At 70.0% G+C, this 19,591-nt stretch carries 19 protein-coding genes; 13 read left to right on the forward strand and 6 right to left on the reverse strand.

The window, feature by feature from the left end; genetic code table 11:
- The first annotated feature begins 39 nt into the window (after positions 1 to 39).
- The 5 genes from ACFWXQ_RS39245 to ACFWXQ_RS39265 all read left to right on the forward strand — a co-directional run bounded on the left by ACFWXQ_RS39245 (position 40) and on the right by ACFWXQ_RS39265 (position 4,628).
- A complete protein-coding gene (locus ACFWXQ_RS39245) occupies positions 40 to 720 on the forward strand; it encodes a TetR family transcriptional regulator (RefSeq protein WP_383957129.1) in 681 nt (226 codons plus the stop codon).
- A 107-nt stretch (positions 721 to 827) separates the two neighbouring features.
- Positions 828 to 2,411, forward strand: coding sequence for a CAP domain-containing protein (locus ACFWXQ_RS39250; protein ID WP_386270292.1), 1,584 nt, complete (start codon positions 828 to 830; stop codon positions 2,409 to 2,411).
- 140 nt (positions 2,412 to 2,551) lie between these two features.
- The gene (locus tag ACFWXQ_RS39255) at positions 2,552 to 3,556 is read left to right on the forward strand and encodes a cation diffusion facilitator family transporter (RefSeq protein WP_386270293.1); all 1,005 of its coding nucleotides are present in this window, start codon (positions 2,552 to 2,554) and stop codon (positions 3,554 to 3,556) included.
- Positions 3,557 to 3,684: 128 nt separating this feature from the next.
- Positions 3,685 to 4,119 (forward strand): hypothetical protein, encoded by a 435-nt coding sequence (locus tag ACFWXQ_RS39260; RefSeq protein WP_383955175.1) that lies wholly within the window; start codon positions 3,685 to 3,687, stop codon positions 4,117 to 4,119.
- 71 nt (positions 4,120 to 4,190) lie between these two features.
- A complete protein-coding gene (locus tag ACFWXQ_RS39265; RefSeq protein WP_383955178.1) occupies positions 4,191 to 4,628 on the forward strand; it encodes a helix-turn-helix domain-containing protein in 438 nt (145 codons plus the stop codon).
- Positions 4,629 to 4,719: 91 nt separating this feature from the next.
- On the opposite strand, the gene ACFWXQ_RS39270 is transcribed toward ACFWXQ_RS39265, so the two are convergent.
- The 4 genes from ACFWXQ_RS39270 to ACFWXQ_RS39285 form a co-directional block, all read right to left on the reverse strand.
- Positions 4,720 to 5,328 carry a ClpP family protease gene (locus ACFWXQ_RS39270; RefSeq protein ID WP_384089846.1) on the reverse strand — a complete coding sequence of 203 codons (609 nt, stop codon included), beginning with the start codon at positions 5,326 to 5,328 and terminating at the stop codon, positions 4,720 to 4,722.
- A 49-nt stretch (positions 5,329 to 5,377) separates the two neighbouring features.
- Positions 5,378 to 6,019, reverse strand: coding sequence for an ATP-dependent Clp protease proteolytic subunit (locus tag ACFWXQ_RS39275; protein WP_383955180.1), 642 nt, complete (start codon positions 6,017 to 6,019; stop codon positions 5,378 to 5,380).
- A gap of 186 nt (positions 6,020 to 6,205) precedes the next feature.
- Complete coding sequence (locus ACFWXQ_RS39280; protein WP_383955182.1) at positions 6,206 to 6,949, reverse strand: GntR family transcriptional regulator; 744 nt, start codon at positions 6,947 to 6,949, stop codon at positions 6,206 to 6,208.
- 21 nt (positions 6,950 to 6,970) lie between these two features.
- Positions 6,971 to 9,166, reverse strand: coding sequence for an alpha-N-acetylglucosaminidase (locus ACFWXQ_RS39285; RefSeq protein ID WP_386270294.1), 2,196 nt, complete (start codon positions 9,164 to 9,166; stop codon positions 6,971 to 6,973).
- A 197-nt stretch (positions 9,167 to 9,363) separates the two neighbouring features.
- Here ACFWXQ_RS39285 and ACFWXQ_RS39290 point away from each other — a divergent pair, with 197 nt between their 5' ends.
- The 4 genes from ACFWXQ_RS39290 to ACFWXQ_RS39305 all read left to right on the forward strand — a co-directional run bounded on the left by ACFWXQ_RS39290 (position 9,364) and on the right by ACFWXQ_RS39305 (position 13,273).
- Positions 9,364 to 10,098 (forward strand): sugar isomerase domain-containing protein, encoded by a 735-nt coding sequence (locus ACFWXQ_RS39290; RefSeq protein ID WP_383939261.1) that lies wholly within the window; start codon positions 9,364 to 9,366, stop codon positions 10,096 to 10,098.
- Positions 10,099 to 10,168: 70 nt separating this feature from the next.
- On the forward strand, positions 10,169 to 11,515 hold the full coding sequence (locus ACFWXQ_RS39295) for an ABC transporter substrate-binding protein (protein ID WP_383939258.1): 1,347 nt from the start codon (positions 10,169 to 10,171) through the stop codon (positions 11,513 to 11,515).
- Positions 11,505 to 12,449, forward strand: a complete 945-nt coding sequence (locus ACFWXQ_RS39300; RefSeq protein WP_383939255.1) for a carbohydrate ABC transporter permease — start codon at positions 11,505 to 11,507, stop codon at positions 12,447 to 12,449. Before ACFWXQ_RS39295 ends, ACFWXQ_RS39300 begins: the two co-directional genes overlap by 11 nt.
- On the forward strand, positions 12,446 to 13,273 hold the full coding sequence (locus ACFWXQ_RS39305) for a carbohydrate ABC transporter permease (RefSeq protein WP_383939252.1): 828 nt from the start codon (positions 12,446 to 12,448) through the stop codon (positions 13,271 to 13,273). Before ACFWXQ_RS39300 ends, ACFWXQ_RS39305 begins: the two co-directional genes overlap by 4 nt.
- Before the next feature lie 88 nt (positions 13,274 to 13,361).
- Here ACFWXQ_RS39305 and ACFWXQ_RS39310 read toward each other — a convergent pair whose 3' ends face one another.
- Positions 13,362 to 13,595 (reverse strand): hypothetical protein, encoded by a 234-nt coding sequence (locus ACFWXQ_RS39310; protein ID WP_383939249.1) that lies wholly within the window; start codon positions 13,593 to 13,595, stop codon positions 13,362 to 13,364.
- A gap of 123 nt (positions 13,596 to 13,718) precedes the next feature.
- A complete protein-coding gene (locus tag ACFWXQ_RS39315; RefSeq protein ID WP_383939246.1) occupies positions 13,719 to 14,879 on the reverse strand; it encodes an ROK family protein in 1,161 nt (386 codons plus the stop codon).
- Between the two features lie 161 nt (positions 14,880 to 15,040).
- On the opposite strand from ACFWXQ_RS39315, the gene ACFWXQ_RS39320 reads away from it, so the two are divergent.
- From ACFWXQ_RS39320 to ACFWXQ_RS39335, 4 genes are read left to right on the forward strand one after another with little or no spacing between them, the layout of a single operon-like run.
- Positions 15,041 to 16,009, forward strand: a complete 969-nt coding sequence (locus ACFWXQ_RS39320; protein ID WP_383939243.1) for a carbohydrate ABC transporter permease — start codon at positions 15,041 to 15,043, stop codon at positions 16,007 to 16,009.
- 17 nt (positions 16,010 to 16,026) lie between these two features.
- Positions 16,027 to 16,950 carry a carbohydrate ABC transporter permease gene (locus ACFWXQ_RS39325; RefSeq protein ID WP_383939240.1) on the forward strand — a complete coding sequence of 308 codons (924 nt, stop codon included), beginning with the start codon at positions 16,027 to 16,029 and terminating at the stop codon, positions 16,948 to 16,950.
- A gap of 10 nt (positions 16,951 to 16,960) precedes the next feature.
- Positions 16,961 to 18,310, forward strand: coding sequence for an ABC transporter substrate-binding protein (locus ACFWXQ_RS39330; RefSeq protein ID WP_383939237.1), 1,350 nt, complete (start codon positions 16,961 to 16,963; stop codon positions 18,308 to 18,310).
- A 44-nt stretch (positions 18,311 to 18,354) separates the two neighbouring features.
- Positions 18,355 to 19,557, forward strand: a complete 1,203-nt coding sequence (locus ACFWXQ_RS39335; protein WP_383939234.1) for a Gfo/Idh/MocA family protein — start codon at positions 18,355 to 18,357, stop codon at positions 19,555 to 19,557.
- The last annotated feature ends 34 nt before the right edge of the window (positions 19,558 to 19,591 follow it).

Genomic DNA, 19,591 nt, shown 5'->3' on the forward strand with positions numbered 1-19,591 from the left:
GTCCGATAACAACAGACCGGGGGTCTGTAGACTGCGTGCATGGCAAACACCTTCCAGCGCGCCCGCAGCGAGGAGCAGCGCGCCGTGCGCCGCAAGGCGATCCTGGACACCACGGCCGCGATGCTGGGCGAGATGCCCGTGGCGCAGGTGAGCCTCAACGAACTGAGTCGCCGGGTGGGGCTCGCGAAGTCGAACGTGCTGCGCTACTTCGAGTCCCGCGAGGCCGTCCTCCTGGAGCTGCTCGCCGCCGCGTCGCAGGAGCTGCTGGAGCACCTCGACACCGTGCTCCCCGGGGCCGTCGCCGCCGACGCCCCGGTGACCGAGCGGGCCGACCAGGTCGCCGCGGCTCTCACCGACGCCCTCGCCGAGCGTCCGGTGCTGTGCGACCTGATCAGCGCGCAGGGCTCGGTCCTGGAGCGGAACGTGTCGACGGAGGTCGCCGCCGAGTACAAGCGCTCCACCATCGCGCACGTCTTCGCCCTGGCACAGCGGGTCCGCACACACGTGCCCGAGCTCCACAAGGAGGACTCCGTACGGTTCGTCGCCAGCGCGCTCATGGTGGTCACGGCCGCCTGGCCGCACGCGCACCCGTCGCCCGCCGTGCTCGCGGCCTACGAGTCCGATCCCGAACTGGCGGTCCTGCGCCTCGACTTCGCCACCGTCCTGCGCGAGTCGCTCGAAGTCCTGCTGTCCGGCCTGCTGGCACGGGCGGCACGCTGACAGAACCGCGGGGCGGCGCTCAGGAACCCTCACGCACCCGTGGCGCGTTGTCCGGGCAACGCCCCACGGGGCGCGCACAGTGATCCGGCACCCCGACAGGCGGCATGATGAGCGAGTTGGTTCCCGGCGGCAATCTGCCCCTGCCCGGCGGCACCCTGACCCTTCATGTGCCCGGCCCGTTCGACGTGTCGGCGCTCATCACCGACGACAGCGGCAAGGTGCGCGGCGACGGCGACTTCGTGTTCTACAACCAGCCGGCCGCACCCGGCGCGCGGCTGCACGGCGAGACGCTCACCGTGGACCCGCCCGCGCTGCGGACCGGGGCGAGCCGCGTCACCGTCGTCGTCAGCCCCGCCGAGCCCGGCACCGCACTGGGCCGGCTGCCCGCTCCGACCCTGCGCGTGACCGGCCCGGGCGGCGGTGTGCTCGCCCGCTTCACCCCGCCACGCCCCCAGCAGGAGACCGTGCTGCTGCTCGCCGAGATCTACCGCCGCGGGACCACGTGGAAGCTGCGCGCCCTGGGCCAGGGGTACGCCGACGGACTCGCCGGGATAGCCCGGGACTTCGGGGTCGAGGTGAGCGAGGACGCCGACGCGGGGGCGGGAACAGGGGCGGGCGCGGGCGGCGGTGCCTCTCCCGGTAGCTCCGGTGTCCCGGGTTCCAGGGGCGCCGGTGTCGCGACGGCCCTGAACGCCGCGCGTGCCGGGCTCGGACGGCTCCGGGGCTCGGGTCGCACTCCGGCCGGGAACACCGGTCGCACACCGGCCGGGACCGCGGGTCATCCCCCGGCCGGGAACACGGCTCGTCCGCCGGCCGGGAACACCGGACGCACGCCCGCAGGGAACACCGCCTGGAACACCGGCAGCGCTTCGGCCGGAGGTTCCTCTGCCGCCGCTCCCGCCGTCGCAGTGGCTGCCCCCGACGGCTTCCTCCGTCTCGTGAACTCCGCGCGCGCCGCCGTCGGCGCCCCGCCCGTGTCCCTCGACGCCCGCCTGACCACCGCGGCGCACACGCACGCCGCGGGCATGGCCGCGCGGGGCAGCCTGGGCTCCGAGGGCGCGGACGGGCTCTCGGTCTACCAGCGCCTCACGGCGAGCGGCTACGCGTATCTCACGGTCGGCGAGCACCTGGTCTCCGGCCCGCTCGACGCCGCGGGGTTCGTGGAGTACTGCCTGTCCTCGGAGCAGTCCCGGCGCACGATCCACGACCCGGCGTTCACCGAGGCCGGTGTGGCGTACGTGCCGGACAGCCGCTCCGGCACCCTCTACTGGACGGCACTTTGGGCCCGTCCCCTCACCCCCGCCGGACTGGCGCAGACGGCCGCCGAGGTGGTGACGCTCACCAACACCGAGCGGGCCCGGGCCGGTCTGCGACCGCTGGCCGTGGACACCCTGCTCACCAACGCGGCGCAGGCACACAGCGCGGACATGGTGGCCCGCGCGTTCTACTCCCACACCTCCCCCGACGGCAGCGAACCCTGGCACCGGGCCGCGGCCGCGGGCAGCACCCGCCGCACCATCGGCGAGAACATCGCGTGCGGCCAGCGCTCCGCCGCCGAGGTCGTACAGGGCTGGATGGACAGCCCCGGCCACCGCGCCAACATCCTCAAGCCCGCCTTCACCCACATAGGCGTCGGCTTCGAGGGCGGCGGCTCGGCGGGCACGTACTGGACACAGCTCTTCGGCGCCTGACCCGGACCCCACCGAGAAATCTTCGCCGCAGGTCAGAGCCCTGTTAACGATGATGACAACGGTCACCGGTGCAGCCTTTGCCGATCTCCGCCAGGTGCGCTTCACTGCGGAGGTCGGACACCGCATCGAGGGGGACACACATGACCAGCGCGCACCACGACCACCACGGGTCGGACGGGCACGCGGGGCACTCGCACGGTGTGTCGGCGGACGCGGACCGCCGCTGGCTCGCGATCGCGCTGACGCTGATCACCTCGTTCATGGCGGCCGAGGTCGTCATCGGCATCCTGGCCCAGTCGCTCGCCCTGATCTCCGACGCGGCGCACATGCTGACCGACGCCGTGTCCATCGTGCTGGCGCTCATCGCGATGCGGCTGGCCGCGCGGCCGGCCCGCGGCGGCTTCACGTACGGCCTCAAGCGCGCCGAGATCCTCTCCGCCCAGGCGAACGGGCTCACGCTGCTGCTGCTCGGCGCCTGGCTGGCGTACGAGGCGGTGCGGCGGCTGATCGACCCGCCCGAGGTGGAGGGCGGGCTGGTGTTCGGCACGGCCCTGGCGGGGATCGTGGTGAACATCGCGGCGGCCTGGTGCATCTCGAAGGCCAACCGCACCTCGCTCAACGTGGAGGGCGCCTACCAGCACATACTCAACGACCTGTTCGCGTTCATCGGCACCGCGATCGCCGGTCTCATCGTGCTGCTGACGGGCTTCGCGCGGGCCGACGCCATCGCCACACTGGTCGTGGTGGCCCTCATGTTCAAGGCGGGCTACGGGCTCGTACGGGAGTCGGGGCGGATCTTCCTGGAGGCGGCGCCCGCGCACCTCGATCCGGACGGCATCGGCGATCAGTTGGTCGCGCACCCCTCGGTCTCCGAGGTGCACGACCTGCACGTGTGGACCATCACGTCGGGGCAGCCCGCGCTGTCCGCGCATGTCCTGGTCGAGCCCGTCGCGGACTGCCACACGGTGCGCCGGGACCTGGAGAAGATCCTGCAGAGCGACCACGAGATAAGCCACACCACCCTGCAGGTCGACCACGCCCCGGCCGAGGTCCTGGAGGTCCGCACCGGGGCCGCCTACGACGACGGCTCGCACTGCGAGGCCCCGCACGGCCCGGTGCACCGCGACGAGCCGCACGCCCACTGAGCATCACTGAACACCGGGGGCGCGGGCGGGAGTTCACGAGGGACGGTGACCGCGCGCGGGAGAAATCCGGTCGCGCCCGGCCGACGTGGTCGTGCACGATGCCCGCATGACGTCGACCCGAAAGGGCCGTGCCGCGTAGGCGGCCCGGTGCCGTCCGCGCCGAGCGGTGGCAGCCCTCCAGACATGTGACCGTCCGCCGGATCGGCGGTGTCTCCTCGCGCACGCGCGCGGCCGTCCGCCGGGTGGAGGCGGACCATCTGTGGCCCGATGCCGTCGCGAAGGCGCTCGCCACGTACGAGTCCGTCCTTCGCCGGCCCAGGCAGGACCTGGCCGCCTGGCTGATCGATGTGAACTGCCCCTGCTGCTGCGCGCTCGAAGCCAGGGACACGCTGGAGGACGCCCTGTACCGGCTGCCCGCCGGCGCCCGCGCGGATCTTCGGCGCCGACTCGCCCGCGCCGACGAGGAGTTGGCGCGGCGGACCCTTCCCGAACCGTGGGGACGCGAGACCCCTCAGTGGCAGCCGCCCGGGGCGTGGTGGCGACAGCGGCTCCTGGAACGGTGACGCCCCGGCCTTCGCCGAGGGCAGAACGCGATGACCTCGCCGAATCGCGCCGCGCTTTCTAGGGTGGAGGGGTGAGCAGCCACGCGTCCGACGAAGCCCGTGTCATTCCCCTGCGACCCGTACCGGCCGCGCCGGTGAAGCCGGAGGAGCCCGCGCCCAAGGAGCCGTTGTGGCGGGACGTCGTGGGTGACGTCCTGCGGCGTGAGCGGCTCGCCCAGGAGCGGACGCTCAAGGACGTGGCCGATGCCGCCCGGATCTCGATGCCGTACCTCTCCGAGCTGGAGCGGGGCCGCAAGGAGGCCTCGTCCGAGGTCCTCGCGGCCGCCGCGCACGCGCTCGGGCTCGGCCTCGCCGATCTGCTCGCCCTGGCACACGGCAGGCTCGCGCGGCCGGCCCAGCCCGTCAGGTCCCGGCCCCTGACGTCCCAGCCCCTCAGGTCCGGGTCCAGCACCGCACCCCGGCGCACCGAGGCGCGGTCCCGGCTGGGCGACATCCGGCTCGCCGCCTGAGGCGCGCAGGGCCCGAGCTGCTGGGGCCCTGAAGCCCTGGCTCCTGAGCCCTGAACCCTGAACCCGCTGAGGCTCCGCGGCGGCGACCCGCTCAGGCCGCCGCGGGAAGCAGTCGTCGGCTGAGCACTTCGTCGGCCAGCCCGTACTCCACCGCCTCCCGCGCGGTGAAGATCTTGTCGCGGTCCATGTCGGCCCGCAGGGTCTCGACAGGGTGGTGGGTGTGCAGGGACAGGACCTCCTCGACCTGGGAGCGAATGCGGATCATCTCCTTGGCCTGCAGGCTCAGGTCGGAGACCGTGCCCCGCGCGCCGCCGCTCGCGGGCTGGCCGAGCAGCACCCGCGCGTGTTCCAGGATGAAGCGCCGGCCGGGGTCTCCCCCGGCCAGGAGCACCGCCGCGGTCGAGGCGGCCTGGCCGACGCAGAACGTCGAGATGGGCGCGCCCACGTAGCCCATCGTGTCGTAGATCGCCATGAGTGAAGTGAACGATCCACCGGGCGAGTTGAGGTAGATCGCGATCTCCCGCTCAGGTGCGGACGACTCCAGGTGGAGCAGTTGCGCGATGACGACGTTGGCGACGCCGTCGTCGATCTCGGTGCCGAGGAAGATGATCCGCTCGGACAGCAGCCGGCTGTAGATGTCGTACGCGCGCTCGCCCTGCGGGGTGCGCTCGACCACGCTCGGGATCGTGTACTGGCTCATGGTGATCGCGTACGGGTCCGTGACCCTCATGTCTTGGTCCTGGTCCATGTCAGAGTCCCATCCGTCGCTTCGAGGAGGCCGGGCGGACGTCGTCGAGGGACTCGACGACCCGGTCGACCATGCCGTACTCCCTCGCCTGTTCGGCCGTGAACCAGCGGTCGCGGTCGCCGTCTCGGGCGATCGTCTCCACGCTCTGGCCGGTGTGTTGGGCGGTGATCCGCTCGATGCTCTCCTTGGTGAACTGGAGGTTCTCGGCCTGGATGGCGATGTCGGCGGTGGTGCCGCCGATGCCGGCCGAGGGCTGGTGCATCATGATCCGCGCGTTCGGGAGCGAGTAACGCTTGCCCGGGGTGCCGACGGTGAGCAGGAACTGCCCCATGCTCGCGGCGAAGCCCATGGCGAGGGTCGACACGTCGTTCGGGATGAGCCGCATCGTGTCGTAGATCGCCAGGCCCGCGTGCACCGATCCGCCCGGGCTGTTGATGTAGAGCCCGATGTCCGTGCGCGAGTCCTCCGCGGAGAGCAGAAGCAGTTGTGCGCAGACCCGGTTGGCGGAGACCTCGTCGACCTGCGTACCGAGGAACACGATGCGCTGGTTGAGGAGTTGGGCGGCGAGATGGTCGTCGAACCGGGACGGCGGGGTGTCCCCCTCCTCGGCCCTGGGTTCCAGGGTGCTGCTGAATCGTGCCATCGCTCCTCCTTGTGGTGACGCGGCCAGGATCACCGCGGTGTCTCCACCCTCGGCCGGACGACGACGGCACGGAAGGAATCTCGGCCCGCAGCAGATTCGCCGTCAGCAGAGCCACGGCGGAGCAGCAGTGGACCAGCAGCGGACCAGCAGCGATGCCACGGGCGGATCACACGGAGCGAGGAGGGGCTACTTCGTCACCACCAGCGAGAACTCGTACAGATCGCCACGGCACAGCGACTCGCCGTACTCCACGACATGCCCCGTGTCGTCGAAGGCCGTGCGTCGTACGAGCAGGGCGGCGGAGCCCTCCTTGACGCCGAGGAGGCGAGCCTGGCGGCCGGTCACGTTCACCGCCCGGATCTGCTGGGTCGCCCGTACCACCCTGACGCCGTGGGTGTTCTGCAGCGCTTCCGAGAGCGAGCCCCTGAGGAGTGACTCGTCCAGGCTCGGGAAGCGTTCGGCGGAGAGATAGACGGTCTCCAGGCAGATGGGGAAGTCGTCGCCGAGGCGCAGCCGTTCGATGCGGTGCAGGGCGGTGCCGGGATCGACGCCGAGGGCCGTGGCGTGGTGCAGGTCGGCCTCGACCACCTCCGCGGCGAGGAGTTCGGCACTGGGGTGGTAGCCGCGTGAGCGCAGGTCCTCGGAGAACGAGGTGAGCGTCGACGTCTTGGTGATCTGGGGGTGCGAGACGAACGTGCCCACGCCTCGGACACTGCGGATGAGGCCGTCCTCGCGCAGTGCCTGGAGGGCGCGCCGGGCGGTCGCTCTGCTGACGTCGTACCGCTCGGCGAGCTGCCGTTCGGTGGGCAGTGCCTCGTCGGGCCGCATCCGGGCGATGTCGGCCTGGAGCAGCCGCCGCAGCGCCTCGTGCTTGTAGGACTCCGTCCCCGGGCCGTCGTCTCTGCGCCTGTCCTTGAGCGTCACAATCACTCCGCGGTTCGCACGTGTCCGCTAGCCCCGAGAGGCGCGGTAACGGGGCATCAGCGTACGCACCACGTCCAGGGGCGCCCCGGCGGTGTCCGGACCGGGCGTCGCCTTCTTGCTCCGTTCGGCCGTCCAGTCACCCCGTTCAGTGATCCAGCGCTCCTCCCATTCGATCAGGGACGCCTCGAACTCCTGGGCCCGGTAAGGGGATCCGGTCTCCAGTGCCCGGGCGATGTGCTCGTACCAGCGTCGCCAGCGCGGGAGGTAGAACGAACTGACCAGGCCGGCCCAGTGCCGCCCCGAGTAGTCGTGCAGCTCGCTTCGGGAGTGTCCCCAGACCGTGAGAAGGCGTCGCGCGTTGGCCTCGTACAGCTCGGCCTCGGCAGGGGTGGACGCCCAGCTGCCGGCTTCGGCGAGCCAGGTGTCCAGGCGGTACTCGGGGCGGGTGGCCAGCAGTGTGTCCAGGTCTTCGATGGTGGTGAGCAGTTCGGTGGCGGCGGCCCGGAAGCGGTGGGCGTCGCGTGCCAGGGCCGCGTCCGCCGCCCGTCGCTGCCGGCCGCACGCGACGTGGGTGAGCACCTGCGCGGTGACGTCGCACAGGTCCCGGCCGAGCGGGCCCGCGCTGTCCTCGTCCGTCGCCGCGGAGGCCAGGAGCGTCGACGCCTCGGCCAGGCCGGGTGGCACGGTGGGTGAGGGCGGCGCCGCGAGGTGCACCGGCGGTTCCGGGCGCAGGTCGCCCGCCACCGTGGGCCGACAGACGATGACCGAGCCCGGCGGACCGGGGCCGTCCGCGTCGTACACCGTTTCGTGCAGCAGCACCCAGGCGCGCAGCAGGCCGGGGGTTCGCCGCCCGTACCGGGCCTCCGCCCAGCTCTCCAGCCACGCTCGTACGTCCTTGACCGAGCCGTGCCAGGCGACGTCGGCCAGCAGCTCGTACAGGACCGGGTCGCCGCCGAAGGCCTCCATGCTGGCGCCGATTCCGGAGAGCGAACCGCCGCGGGCGTCGGTGCTCGCCTCGGCGGGGCCTGCGGCGATCTCGTCCAGCTTTCCGTAGAGCCCGGGTCGTCCGCCCAGGCTGTGGAGCATGCACCACACCCAGGGCTTTCCCCGGTAGCCGTCGGTGTGCCGCCAGACCGGCTTGTGCTCGGCCCACAGGTCCAGGATCAGCATGCGGTCGTCCGGGATGGCGTCGAGGAAGGCCCGGGTCCGGTCCCGCGTCCAGTAGTCGGCGCGGTAGGAGAAGGGCCATGCCTGGAGCACCCAGGTGGCCTCGTCGTCCACCGCGGTCATGGCACCGTGCACGGCCCGCGCGACCCGGGCGATGCCGGCGGGGTCGGACACCGGCGGAATCGTCTCGATGAAGGGGTCCGCCGCGTAGAGGTGGTCGGTGCCGAAGAGGCGGGTCTGCTCGGTCAGGAGCGCGGCGCCGAACTCCTCGAACAGGGGGTCGCGCGGGTCCAGGACTCCGACCTCGAAGTCCCACCAGGGCAGGGTCGTCGAGCGGGCGCCCCGGTCCGCGATCAGTTCGCGGGGCACATGCCCGGAGAAGCCCTGGAGGACGGGCCGCATGCCGAGAGCACGTTCCCGGTCCAGGATGCGGCGGCCCAGGTCCGCGTGGCCGTCGATCCAGCTCTGTGGCAGTGGTCCGCACCAACTGTCCAGCGAGGCGAGCCAGTTCCACGGGAGGTAGGCCGGGCCTCCGAGGAACCGCAGGGCGGTCTCGTCGTCCAGTCCGGTACGCAGGAGTGCTTGTTGCCATGCTGCCTCCGCGCCGGTCATCGCCAGCGGTGTGGTCACGCCGTGCAGCGCCATCCAGTCGATGTGGCGCTCCCAGCGCGCCCAGTCCCAGAAGGCCGTGGTGTAGCCGAAGGTGCAGACATTGAAGTGGTAGCGGTGGAGGTAGGGGGAGGTCGTCCGGGCGGGCGTGCCGGTGTGGGGCAGGCGGTCCGGCAGCCGGGGCACGGGGGCGTCCCAGGTGATCTGAGTCCGGCAGGCGGTCCGCAGGTACCAGCGCAGTGCCGAGGCGACCGCGACACCGCTGGACCCGCGCAGCGCCACACCGCCCGGTCCGGCGTCGACCTCGAACCAGTCGGGCCTGCCGACGTCGTGCCCGTCCCCTACGGGCACGACGTCGGCGGTGAACTCCGCGGCCCGGTCCCCTAGGAGCCGCTGGAGGAGTTGTCGGACGGTCTGGTTCTCCGAAGCCTGTGGTCCGTACCACATGCGGCTCAGGTTAGGACGGGCGTGCGGGGTGGTCAAGGAACAAAGCTGTTGTGACAGCACACTTGTCCGGAGGACTGGGCAGTCGCACGGCCCTCTGGTACGGTCCACAGCCACGCGGACGGCTCCCGCAGCCACACAGACGGCCCTCGCAGCCACGCAAACGGCTCCCGCTCGACACCCCAGGTGGTCTCGACACGATGAACGCCGATCTCGCCTACTTCGCCGCTCTCCAGGAGAACCTCACCGCGCTGGCCGATGCCGAGCGGCCCGCGATCGATCGCGCCGCCCGTGTCATCGCGGACAGCATCGCCGCCGGAGGTGTCGTCCACTACTTCGGCAGCGGCCACTCCCAACTCGTAGCGATCGAGCCGCTGTTGCGCGCGGGTGGCCTCGCGCCGGTCAATGTGATCGTCGACCCGGCGCTGTCCCCCGCCGCCCCTCGGCACGCGGGCGCTGCCGAGCGCGTCGGCGGCTACGCGGCGGCGATCCTGAGTACGGCGGACATCCGGGCCGGCGAGGTGGTGATCGTCGTCTCCAACTCCGGCATCAACGCCGTGCCGGTCGAATTCGCCCTGGGCGCCCGCGCGTTGGGTGCGACCGTCGTCGCCGTCACCAACCGGGCCCACTCGGTGAACGCCGAGTCCCGGCATGTCGACGGGCGGCGTCTGCTCGACGTGGCCGACATCGTCATCGACACGCACGGCCGCCCGGGTGATGCGGTGGTGCCCCTGGGCGACCTCACCGTCGGCGCCCTGTCGACCGTCGTCGGGGCGGCGATCGTCAACGCCCTGACGTGCCGGGCCGCCGAGCTGCTCGTCGAACTCCACGGCCAGGAACCGCCGTTGATCGTCAGTCAGAACACGGGCAGCGACGCCGAGCTCCACAACAACGCCCTACTGGAGAAGGTCAAGGACCGCTGTCCGCGGGGCTGACGCACCGATCCGCACACCGACTCGCCAAGGCGCCAAGACGCCGAGACGCCGAGATCACGCAAGGAGGCCGATGATGGAGAGGACGCACCGGGTGCGCCGCCGCGTCGCGGCAACGGTCTGTGCCGCCGCCCTCGTGCTGCCGCTCACCGCCTGCGACGCCCTGACCCCCGGGAGCGCGGCCGCGGTGCCGGGTCCGCGCAGTGTGCCGTCGTCGACCGCCGTCCCGGACGGGGACATCACCCTGCGCCTGCAGTTCGCCGACGCCCCGTTGATGGTCGACGCGCTGATCGCCGCGTTCGAGAAGGGCCACCCGAACATCAGTGTCGAGCCGCAGTACAAGACGTTCTCGGACTACGTCCAGAACCTGAAGCTCACCATGACGTCCGACACCGCCCCGGACATCGCGCAGTACGCGGTCGGGATGACCGATCTCGCGGCGGACGGCCACATCCTCGACCTGGCGCCCTATCGGGAGGCGTACGGCTGGGACAAGGCCATTCCCCCGGTCAGCCTCGACCAGTTGACGGCGGGGCAGACCAGTGAGGCCACCGGCGGGCGTGCCCTGTTCGGGGTCCCGGCGGGTCTGTCGATGACCGGCATCTACTACAACAAGGAGCTCGCCAAGAAGGCCGGGATCGACGGTCCGCCCAATACCGTGGCGGAGTTCGAGGACCAGCTCGCCGCGGCCAAGGACGCCGGCCTGACGCCACTCGGGGTCGGCGCGCTCGACTCCGGCGGCCTGCACCTGTGGGCCGCGCTCCTCAACCAGCTGATGCCGACGGACGATTACTGGGACTGGGTCAACGGCACCAAGGGCGCGACGATCGAGACGCCGGCCGCCGTCACGGCGAGCAAGCTCGTCATCGACTGGGGCCGCAAGGGCTACTACAACGACTCCGCGAACGGCACCGCGCAGGTCGACTCCACCGCCCAGTTCGCCAAGGGCGACAGCGTCTTCCTCATCAACGGCAACTGGGCGGCCGGGCAGTTGGCGACCGTCATGGGAGACAACGTCGGCTTCTTCCCGATGCCGGGCGAGCAGGCTTCCTCCCCCACCGTGGCCTCGGGCTTCAGCGTCTCCTACGCCGTCTCGTCCAGGACCGAACACCCCGAGGCGGCAGGCGCGTTCCTCGACTTCCTGACCACTCCCGAGGCCGGCCAGATCATCAGCGACAACGGCTTCATGCCGCCCAACCCCGACGCCGTGAAGAAGCCGGAAGGCGTGCTCGCCGACATCGCGGACGGCCACCGCAGGGCCGTCGCCGGCGACGGGATCACCACGTTCCCCGACTTCGCCGCCCCCGCCATGCTCGACCGGCTGCGCTCGGGCGTCCAGAAACTCATCGCGAACCGCATAGATCCCTCGGACTACCTCGACTCACTGCAGGACGAGTGGGAGGAACACCATGCCGAGTAGGCCGCCGGTCCAACAGCCCCCTGACGTCCGGGTCGAGTCGCCGGAGGTCCGGGTCCAGTCCCGGGGCCCCCGCAGGCGCAGCGCGTATCGCGGCTATGTGTATGTGCTGCCCGCGTTCGCCGTCTACTTCTGCTTCGCGGTGCTGCCCGCCCTGCACACTGCGTATCTCTCGCTGTTCGAGTGGGACGGCGTGACGCTGGGCGACTGGGTCGGTCTCGGCAACTACCAGGAGATCTTCCAGGACTCCATCCTGCGCCGGTCCGTGCTCAACGCCCTGGTACTGGTGGTGTTCTTCTCCTTCATCCCCATCGTCGTCGGCCTTGCGATGACCGGTCTGCTGGCCCGTTTCCGACGGCCCGGCATGGGGGCGTACCGCTTCCTGTTCATGCTGCCGCAGGTCGTCCCGCTCGTCGCCGTCGGCGTGACCTGGCGCTGGCTGTACGGGGACGACGGGCTGGTGAACCAGACGTTCCGCGCGGTCGGTCTGGACGGGGTGACCCGGGCGTGGCTGGGTGACTTCGGCGCCGCGCTGATCGCCGTGGGCCTCGTCGGCACCTGGGTGCTGAGCGGCCTGTGCATGATGCTCTTCCTCAGCGGCGTGCAGAAGGTGGACCCCAGCCTGTACGAGGCAGCCCGGCTCGACGGGGCAGGGCCCGTCCGGGAGTTCGTCTCCGTCACCCTGCCGCACCTGCGCGGCGAAATCGCCGTCGCGATGACCGTGACCACGGTGGCCGCGCTCGCCAGCTTCGACATCGTGTACGTGACGACGAACGGCGGGCCCGGTGAGCAGACGACGGTCCCGGGCCTGCTCGTGTACCGGCTGGCGTTCTCCGAGGGCAAGGTGGGGCTCGCCGCGGCCCTGGCCGTCGTCCTCGGCTGTCTGATACTCGGGATCGTCTACCTCATCAACCGTCTGTCGAGGTCGGAGTCATGAACACCGCCACGCGCCCGGAACGCTGGTCGGGTTACGCCCTGCTGACGGTCATGGCGATCGCCGTCGTGATCCCGTTCCTCAGTGTCTTCCTCGCCTCGCTGCAGCCCGCGGGCACGCCGGTGGTGGGACTGACCTGGCCGGAGCGGTGGAGCTGGGACAACTACGAGCAGGCGTGGTCGGTGGCCGGGTTCTCCGACCTGATCCGGCACAGCCTCACCATCGCGGTCGGCGTGGTCCCCGCCTCCCTGGTCCTGGCGGCGCTGGCGGGCTACGCGCTCGGCACGATGAAGCTCCCGGGCGGCAACGCGGTCGCGGCGTTCTTCATCGCCGGGCTCACCATCCCGGTCGAACTGATCGTGGTCCCGCTCTACTTCGACCTGCGGGGTCTCGGTCTGACCAACTCGTATCTGGGGGTGATCCTGGTGGAGATCGCGCTGTTCATGCCGTTCAGCGTGTTCTGGATGCGCACCCACTTCCAGTCGACCCCGCCGTCGCTGGTGGAGGCAGCCCGTATCGACGGAGCCTCGTCGGGCACGATCCTGCTGAGGATTCTGCTTCCACTGGCCCGGCCGTCCCTGATGACGCTCGGGCTCCTGGTCTTCATGTGGTCGTGGAACCAGTTCCTGCTGGTGCTGGTGCTCATCCAGGACACGACCAAGCACACGGCGCCCGCGGGTCTCGGCTTCTTCGTCGGTCAGAACAGCACGGACATCCCCACGCTGGCGGCGGGGACGATCATCGTGATGCTGCCGATCCTGATCCTCTTCGTGATCTTCCAGCGCAGCTTCATCGCGGGACTGCTCCAGGGGGCGATGAAGGGCTGACGCCAGGCGCTCGGAAAGAGCTCGGGAGGTGCTCGGAAGGCGCTCCGGAGGTGCTCGCGAGGCGGCTCGCCCGGTCAGGCCGGACCGGTCAGGCGGCCTTCGACGAGTCCGTGTGCGAGCGGGCGGAATCCGTGTGCGAGTGGGCGCGCGGAGAGGCCGCCGCCCACTCCAGGACGAGGCGCTGGTACTCCCGCCGCTGCTCGCCGCTCAGCGTCCCACCGCTCCGGAGCCACAGGGCTCGGATCTCCTCGTTGACCTCGGCGGCCGACCGCCTGGGCCCGCTGGGTGCACGTCGGTGAGTGATGGACATGCCGTGAATCATACGGGGCCCGGCGTGAAGACCATGTGAGGAGTCACTGTCAGCAGGACTACTTACCGGTAGCCAACCCATGACCTGTCCGGTGGCCGTCCAACAGCCATGTCCGACGGCCGTTCCACAGCCAGGTCAGGCCGCCCCCGCGCCGAGGACGAGCACCTGGATCGCCAGCACGGCGCCGCCCCGCGCCCAGTCGTGGAAGTCGGACACCTTGGTCTCCAGGTTGACCGGCTCCGCGTGCGGGTGGCGGTTGGCGAGGATGGCCTCCTCGACGGCCGGTCCCGCCACGTCGACCAGGCCCACGCCCTCGCCGGCCAGGACGATCTTCTCGGGGATGGCGAAGTTGGCGATCTGCGCGACCAGGGTGCCCAGGGCGCGGGCCGCCTCGCCGACGACACGGGCCGCCATGGGCTCACCCTCGGCGGCGAGGGCGAGGATCTCGTCGTACGTGATGTCGCGGCCGGTGGCCGCCCTGATCTGGTAGCGGATGCTGGGGATCGACAGCAGGGAGATGGCGCTGCCGCGCTCGCCGTCGGGGGTGAGCGGGCCGTTGGAGTCCACGATCCAGAAGCGGCCGACGCCCAGTCCGTCCTCGGCGGTCGCGACCCGCTTGCCGCCACTCACCAGTCCGTAGCCGATACCCGCGCCGATGGTGAGCACCGCGAACCGCTCCAGGCCCCGGCCGGCGCCGAACCACCGCTCGGCCTCGACGAGGGCGGCCACGTCGTTGTCGACGACGACGGGCAGCCCGGTGCGCTCCTCGACGAGCCGGGCCAGCGGGACGTCGCGCCAGCCGAGGAAGGCCGAATCGTCGACAACGGACCGGTCCGAGGCCCGGCCGCCCAGGCCGATGCCGATCCCGGCGAGACCGGGGAAGTCACGTGCGAACGCACCGGTCAGCTCCCCCAGCACGTCCACCACATGGGCCGGGTCATGGCTGGTGATGGGCAGGTCACGGCGGGCGACGATATCGCTCTTGAGGGTGGTGACGACCCCGTAGACCATGTCCTGGGTGATCTTGAACCCGGCGAAGGTGCGGGACTCGGCGACGATGTCGAGGGGCTGGGACGGTCGGCCCTGGCGCACCTCGGGAAGCGAGGCGCCCTCGGGGACCTCGATCAGCAGACCCGACTCTATGAGCGGCTTCGTCAGCCGGGTGAGGCTGCCCGCGGAGAGGTCGAGCCGGCGGGCGATGTCGCTGCGCGACAGGGGGCCGTGCGTCAGCACCTCGATGGCGACGGCACGCTCACCGGGACTGAGCGGCAGCCAGCTGGCAGCACGTGTGGTCACGACCGAACCCCCACATCATTTCTTTCGGCACAGAAGTAATGACACCACCCTATGTCGCGGAAGCTCCTCAGGAAAGATGCACGCACACCCCTTGACGGCTGGATTCTTTCGGACCAAAAGTAAGTGACCCGAGGACGAGCCGTAGACGAGGGAGTCTCCTGATGACCGTCGCCTCCAGCCCTCCGTCGCGTCTGCCAGTGCGCGACATCGAGGGGACACAGCCGAAGCCGAGAACCCGCGAGAAACGAGAACGTGACGGTGGCGGACGTGGTGACGGCGCCCTCGCGGCCCTGTTCATCGCTCCGGCCATGCTGGGCTTCCTGGTCTTCCTGCTGTGGCCGACGCTGCGGGGCATCTATCTGAGCTTCACCCGCTTCAATCTGCTGACCCCGGCGGAGTGGGTGGGCCTCGACAACTACGTCCGCATGGTCAAGGACCCCATCTTCTGGGACTCGTTGACGGTCACCGTCGAATACGTCTTCATCAACATCGGCGTCCAGACGGTCTCGGCGCTCGCCATCGCCGTGCTGCTCCAGCGGCTGACCCAGTCGGCGGTACTCCGCGGGATCGTCCTCACGCCGTATCTGATGTCGAACGTGGTCGCCGGCATCGTCTGGCTCTGGATGCTCGACACCCAGCTCGGCATCGGCAACGAGATCATCGCCGGGCTCGGCTTCGACCGCATCCCGTTCCTCGCCGACGACACCTGGGCGATTCCCACGATCGCCCTGATCAACGTCTGGCGGCATGTCGGCTACACCGCCCTGCTGCTCTTCGCCGGACTCCAGGCCATCCCGAACGATATGTACGAGGCGGCCAAGGTGGACGGCGCGAGCGAGTGGCGGATGTTCTGGCGGATCACCATGCCGCTGTTGCGGCCGGTGCTCGCGGTGGTCCTGATCATGACGGTGATCGGTTCGTTCCAGGTCTTCGACACCGTCGCGGTGACCACCGCGGGCGGTCCGGCGAACGCGACCAACGTCCTGCAGTACTACATCTACGGCTCCGCCTTCGGCCGCTTCCAGTTCGGCTACGCCTCCGCGATGTCCGTGGCGCTGCTCGTGGTGCTGAGCGCGATCACCTTTGTCCAGTACCGGCTCACCCGGGCCGGCCAGACCGACCTCGGCTGAAGAAAGGAGCGACCGACATGACTGCCGTGACGGCAACGACGACGAAGGTACGGCGCACACAGCGCCCAAGGATCACCCCCGGGAAGGTCGTGGCCTGGACGGTGATGGCCGCGATGGTGCTCATCACCCTGCTGCCGTTCTACTGGATCCTGCGCACCGCGCTGTCCACGAACACGGCGCTCGCGGCCCATCCCGGCGATCCGCTGCCCGTGGACCTGACGACCGGCGGTTTCGAACGGGCCCTGGGCCTGCAGTCCACCGAGGAGGCGATAGCCCAGGGCGGCTCGGGCGGCGGGCTCAAGTTCTGGCGCTATCTGATCAATTCGACGATCGTGTCCACCCTGATCACCGTCTTCCAGATCCTCTTCTCCGCCATGGCCGCGTACGCCTTCGCCCGGCTGCGGTGGCGCGGCCGGGACACGGTGTTCGGGCTGTTCCTGGCCGGGCTGATGGTGCCCACGATCTTCACGCTGCTGCCGAACTTCGTGCTCATCAAGCAACTCGGCCTGGTCGACTCCCTGTTGGGCATCTCCCTGCCGACGATGTTCATGACGCCGTTCGCCGTGTTCTTCATGCGGCAGTTCTTCATGAACGTGCCCCGGGAGGTGGAGGAGGCGGCCCTGCTCGACGGGGCCGGGAAGATCCGGATCTTCTACCGCGTGATGCTGCCGATGGCGTCCACCCCGATCCTCACGCTGGGCGTGCTGACGTACATCACCTCCTGGAACGACTACTTCTGGCCGCTGATGGTCTCCTACAGCGACAGCTCGCGCGTGCTCACCGTGGCACTGGCCATCTTCCGGGCGCAGACCCCGCAGAGCGGCTACGACTGGTCCGGCCTGATGGCGGCCACGCTCATCGCCGCGCTGCCGATGCTCGTGCTCTTCGGCTTCTTCGCGCGCCGCATCGTCAGCAGCATCAGCTTTACCGGCATCAAGTAAGGGGACGGGCATGCGAATTCGTACACGCACGGTCGTGGCACTGACCGGGGTGCTCGCGCTGTCCCTGGTGACGGGCTGCGCGCAGGGCGGGGCCGCCGGAGCGGGCTCGAACACGGTGACGTACTGGCTGTGGGACGCCAACCAGATGCCCGCCTACCAGGCGTGCGCCAAGGGCTTCGAGAAGCAGAACCCGGGCCTGAAGGTGAAGATCACCCAGATGGGCTGGGCCGACTACTGGACCAAGCTCACCGCGAGCTTCATCGCGGGCACCGAGCCCGACGTGTTCACCGACCACATCCAGAAGTTCGGGCAGTTCGCCGACCTGAACGTGCTGGAGCCACTGGACGACCTGGACATAGACAACTCCGCCTACCAGCCGGGCCTTGCCGCCAACTGGACCGGCCAGGACGGCCACCGCTACGGCGCTCCGAAGGACTGGGACACCGTCGCCCTCATGTACAACAAGAAGATGGTCGAGGACGCCGGGCTCTCCTCGGCGGAACTCAACGGCCTCGCCTGGAACCCGAAGGACGGCGGCACCTTCGAGAAGACCATCGCGCACCTGACCGTCGACAAGAACGGCAAGCGCGGCGACGAAGAGGGCTTCGACAAGAACAACGTCAAGGTCTACGGGCTCGCCACCGGCGGCGCGGGCGACAGCGACGGGCAGACCACCTGGAGCCCGTTCACCGGCTCGGCGGGCTGGAGCTACACGGACAAGGCCCGCTGGGGCTCCAAGTACCAGTACGACAGCAAGACCTTCCAGACGGTGGTCGACTGGTACTTCGGTCTGGCGAAGAAGGGCTATCTCGCGCCCTTCACCGACTACACCGACGGCGCCAACCCGGCCAACGCCCAGGTCGCCTCCGGCAGGGCGGCGACCTCCTTCGACGGAGCCTGGATGATCTCCACCTACTACGACACCAAGGGCCTCGATGTCGGCACCGCCCCCACGCCGACCGGCCCGACCGGCAAGCGGGCCACCATGATGAACGGCCTGGCCGACTCCATCACCAAGAACGCCCCCAACAAGGCGGGCGCCAAGAAGTGGGTCCAGTACCTGGCCTCCAACGAGTGCCAGAAGACCGTCGGCGGCTACGGCATCGTCTTCCCCGCGACCCCGGAGGGAACCCAGGCCGCCGTGGCCGCGTACAAGAAGAAGGGCATCGACGTGTCCGCCTTCACCGAACCGGTCACCGACAAGAAGGACTCCACCACCTTCTCCTTCCCGATCACCGACTACGCGGCGGACGTGTACTCCCTGGTGCGCCCCGCGATGCAGGACGTCTACGCCAACGACGCCCCGGTGAGCGATCTGACCAAGACCAACGACCAGGTCAACTTCATCCTCGGACAGTGAATCCTCGGACAGTCAGTCCCCGGACAGTGAAAGGCACACATTCCATGACGTTCTCCCTCGGCATCGTCGGCGCCGGCCAGTTCTCCGGCCAGTTCGCGAAGCTGTTTCTTGCCCACCCGGGCGTCGGCGAGGTCCACGTCACGGATCTCCTGCCCGAGCGAGCGGAGCAACTGGCCGCCGCCGAAGGCCTGACGGGGACCTTCCCCTCGTACGAGGCGATGCTGGAGTCGGACGCGATCGACGCCGTCGCGATCTTCACCCAGCGCTGGACCCACGGCCCGCTGGTGCTCCAGGGCCTGAACGCCGGCAAGCACGTCTACTCGGCGGTGCCCATGGCGATCACCCGCGAGGAGATCGCGGCGATCATCGACGCGGTACGGGCCACCGGACTGACGTACATGATGGGTGAGACCAGCCAGTACAACCCGGCGACCGTGCACGCCCGCAACCAGATCGCCGACGGGGCGTTCGGGCGGCTCTTCTACGCCGAGGGCGACTATGTGCACGACATGGACCTCGGGTTCTACGAGGCCTACCAGTACAGCGGCGGCGAGAACTGGAAGGCGACCGCAAGCTATCCCCCGCTGCTCTACCCCACGCACTCGGTGGGAGGGGTCCTCGGCGCCTGGCAGACTCACGCCGTGAGCGTGTCCGCGATCGGAGTCAAGGACGATCGCGGGGACGGCGTCTTCGACGAGGACGTCAGCCAGTTCGGCAACGACTTCTCGAACGCGACCGCGCTGTTCGAGGTCGCGGGCGGCGGCTCGTTCCGTACGAACGAGTTCCGGCGGGTGGGCTATCCCTCGCACATCCGGGAGTCGCGTTTCCGGTTCTTCGGGACGGACGCCAGTATGGAGCAGCTGGCGACGGTGGCCTTCTGGCAGGACAAGAAGGGGGTGAAGGACATCAGTGAGTTCCTTGAGCCCAAGCCCACCATGTCTCCGGACGACCCGTCCCTCCAGCACATCGCGCCGGATCTGCGGGCCGCCTTCACCTCCGGCTCGGCGCCGGTGCACGACCGGGCGCGGCTGCCGCGGGAGTTCGACAACCTGCACAACGGGCACGAGGGGAGCCACCACTTCCTGGTGGACGACTTCGTCACCGCGGTGAACACCCGCACATTGCCGTCGGTGAACGCCTGGGTGGCCGCCCGCTACACCCTGCCGGGCATCGTCGCGCACGACTCGGCGCGGCAGGGTGGGGCGAGGCTGGAGATCCCGGACTTCGGGGACGCCCCGGAGGCGTGACGTTTCCGCGCGGTCCGGTCGTTCTCAGGAGCGG

Source organism: Streptomyces sp. NPDC058697 (assembly GCF_042715345.1).
Classification (GTDB): domain Bacteria; phylum Actinomycetota; class Actinomycetes; order Streptomycetales; family Streptomycetaceae; genus Streptomyces; species Streptomyces liliifuscus.

Excerpts from the sequence above, each read along its gene's own strand:
- ACFWXQ_RS39245 (WP_383957129.1), top strand. The coding sequence starts at position 40 with ATGGCAAACACCTTCCAGCGCGCCCGCAGCGAGGAGCAGCGCGCCGTG.
- ACFWXQ_RS39250 (WP_386270292.1), top strand. The coding sequence starts at position 828 with ATGAGCGAGTTGGTTCCCGGCGGCAATCTGCCCCTGCCCGGCGGCACC.
- ACFWXQ_RS39255 (WP_386270293.1), top strand. The coding sequence starts at position 2,552 with ATGACCAGCGCGCACCACGACCACCACGGGTCGGACGGGCACGCGGGG.
- ACFWXQ_RS39270 (WP_384089846.1), bottom strand. The coding sequence starts at position 5,328 with ATGAGCCAGTACACGATCCCGAGCGTGGTCGAGCGCACCCCGCAGGGC.
- ACFWXQ_RS39275 (WP_383955180.1), bottom strand. The coding sequence starts at position 6,019 with ATGGCACGATTCAGCAGCACCCTGGAACCCAGGGCCGAGGAGGGGGAC.
- ACFWXQ_RS39285 (WP_386270294.1), bottom strand. The coding sequence starts at position 9,166 with ATGTGGTACGGACCACAGGCTTCGGAGAACCAGACCGTCCGACAACTC.
- ACFWXQ_RS39290 (WP_383939261.1), top strand. The coding sequence starts at position 9,364 with ATGAACGCCGATCTCGCCTACTTCGCCGCTCTCCAGGAGAACCTCACC.
- ACFWXQ_RS39295 (WP_383939258.1), top strand. The coding sequence starts at position 10,169 with ATGATGGAGAGGACGCACCGGGTGCGCCGCCGCGTCGCGGCAACGGTC.
- ACFWXQ_RS39300 (WP_383939255.1), top strand. The coding sequence starts at position 11,505 with ATGCCGAGTAGGCCGCCGGTCCAACAGCCCCCTGACGTCCGGGTCGAG.
- ACFWXQ_RS39305 (WP_383939252.1), top strand. The coding sequence starts at position 12,446 with ATGAACACCGCCACGCGCCCGGAACGCTGGTCGGGTTACGCCCTGCTG.
- ACFWXQ_RS39310 (WP_383939249.1), bottom strand. The coding sequence starts at position 13,595 with ATGATTCACGGCATGTCCATCACTCACCGACGTGCACCCAGCGGGCCC.
- ACFWXQ_RS39320 (WP_383939243.1), top strand. The coding sequence starts at position 15,041 with ATGACCGTCGCCTCCAGCCCTCCGTCGCGTCTGCCAGTGCGCGACATC.
- ACFWXQ_RS39325 (WP_383939240.1), top strand. The coding sequence starts at position 16,027 with ATGACTGCCGTGACGGCAACGACGACGAAGGTACGGCGCACACAGCGC.
- ACFWXQ_RS39330 (WP_383939237.1), top strand. The coding sequence starts at position 16,961 with ATGCGAATTCGTACACGCACGGTCGTGGCACTGACCGGGGTGCTCGCG.
- ACFWXQ_RS39335 (WP_383939234.1), top strand. The coding sequence starts at position 18,355 with ATGACGTTCTCCCTCGGCATCGTCGGCGCCGGCCAGTTCTCCGGCCAG.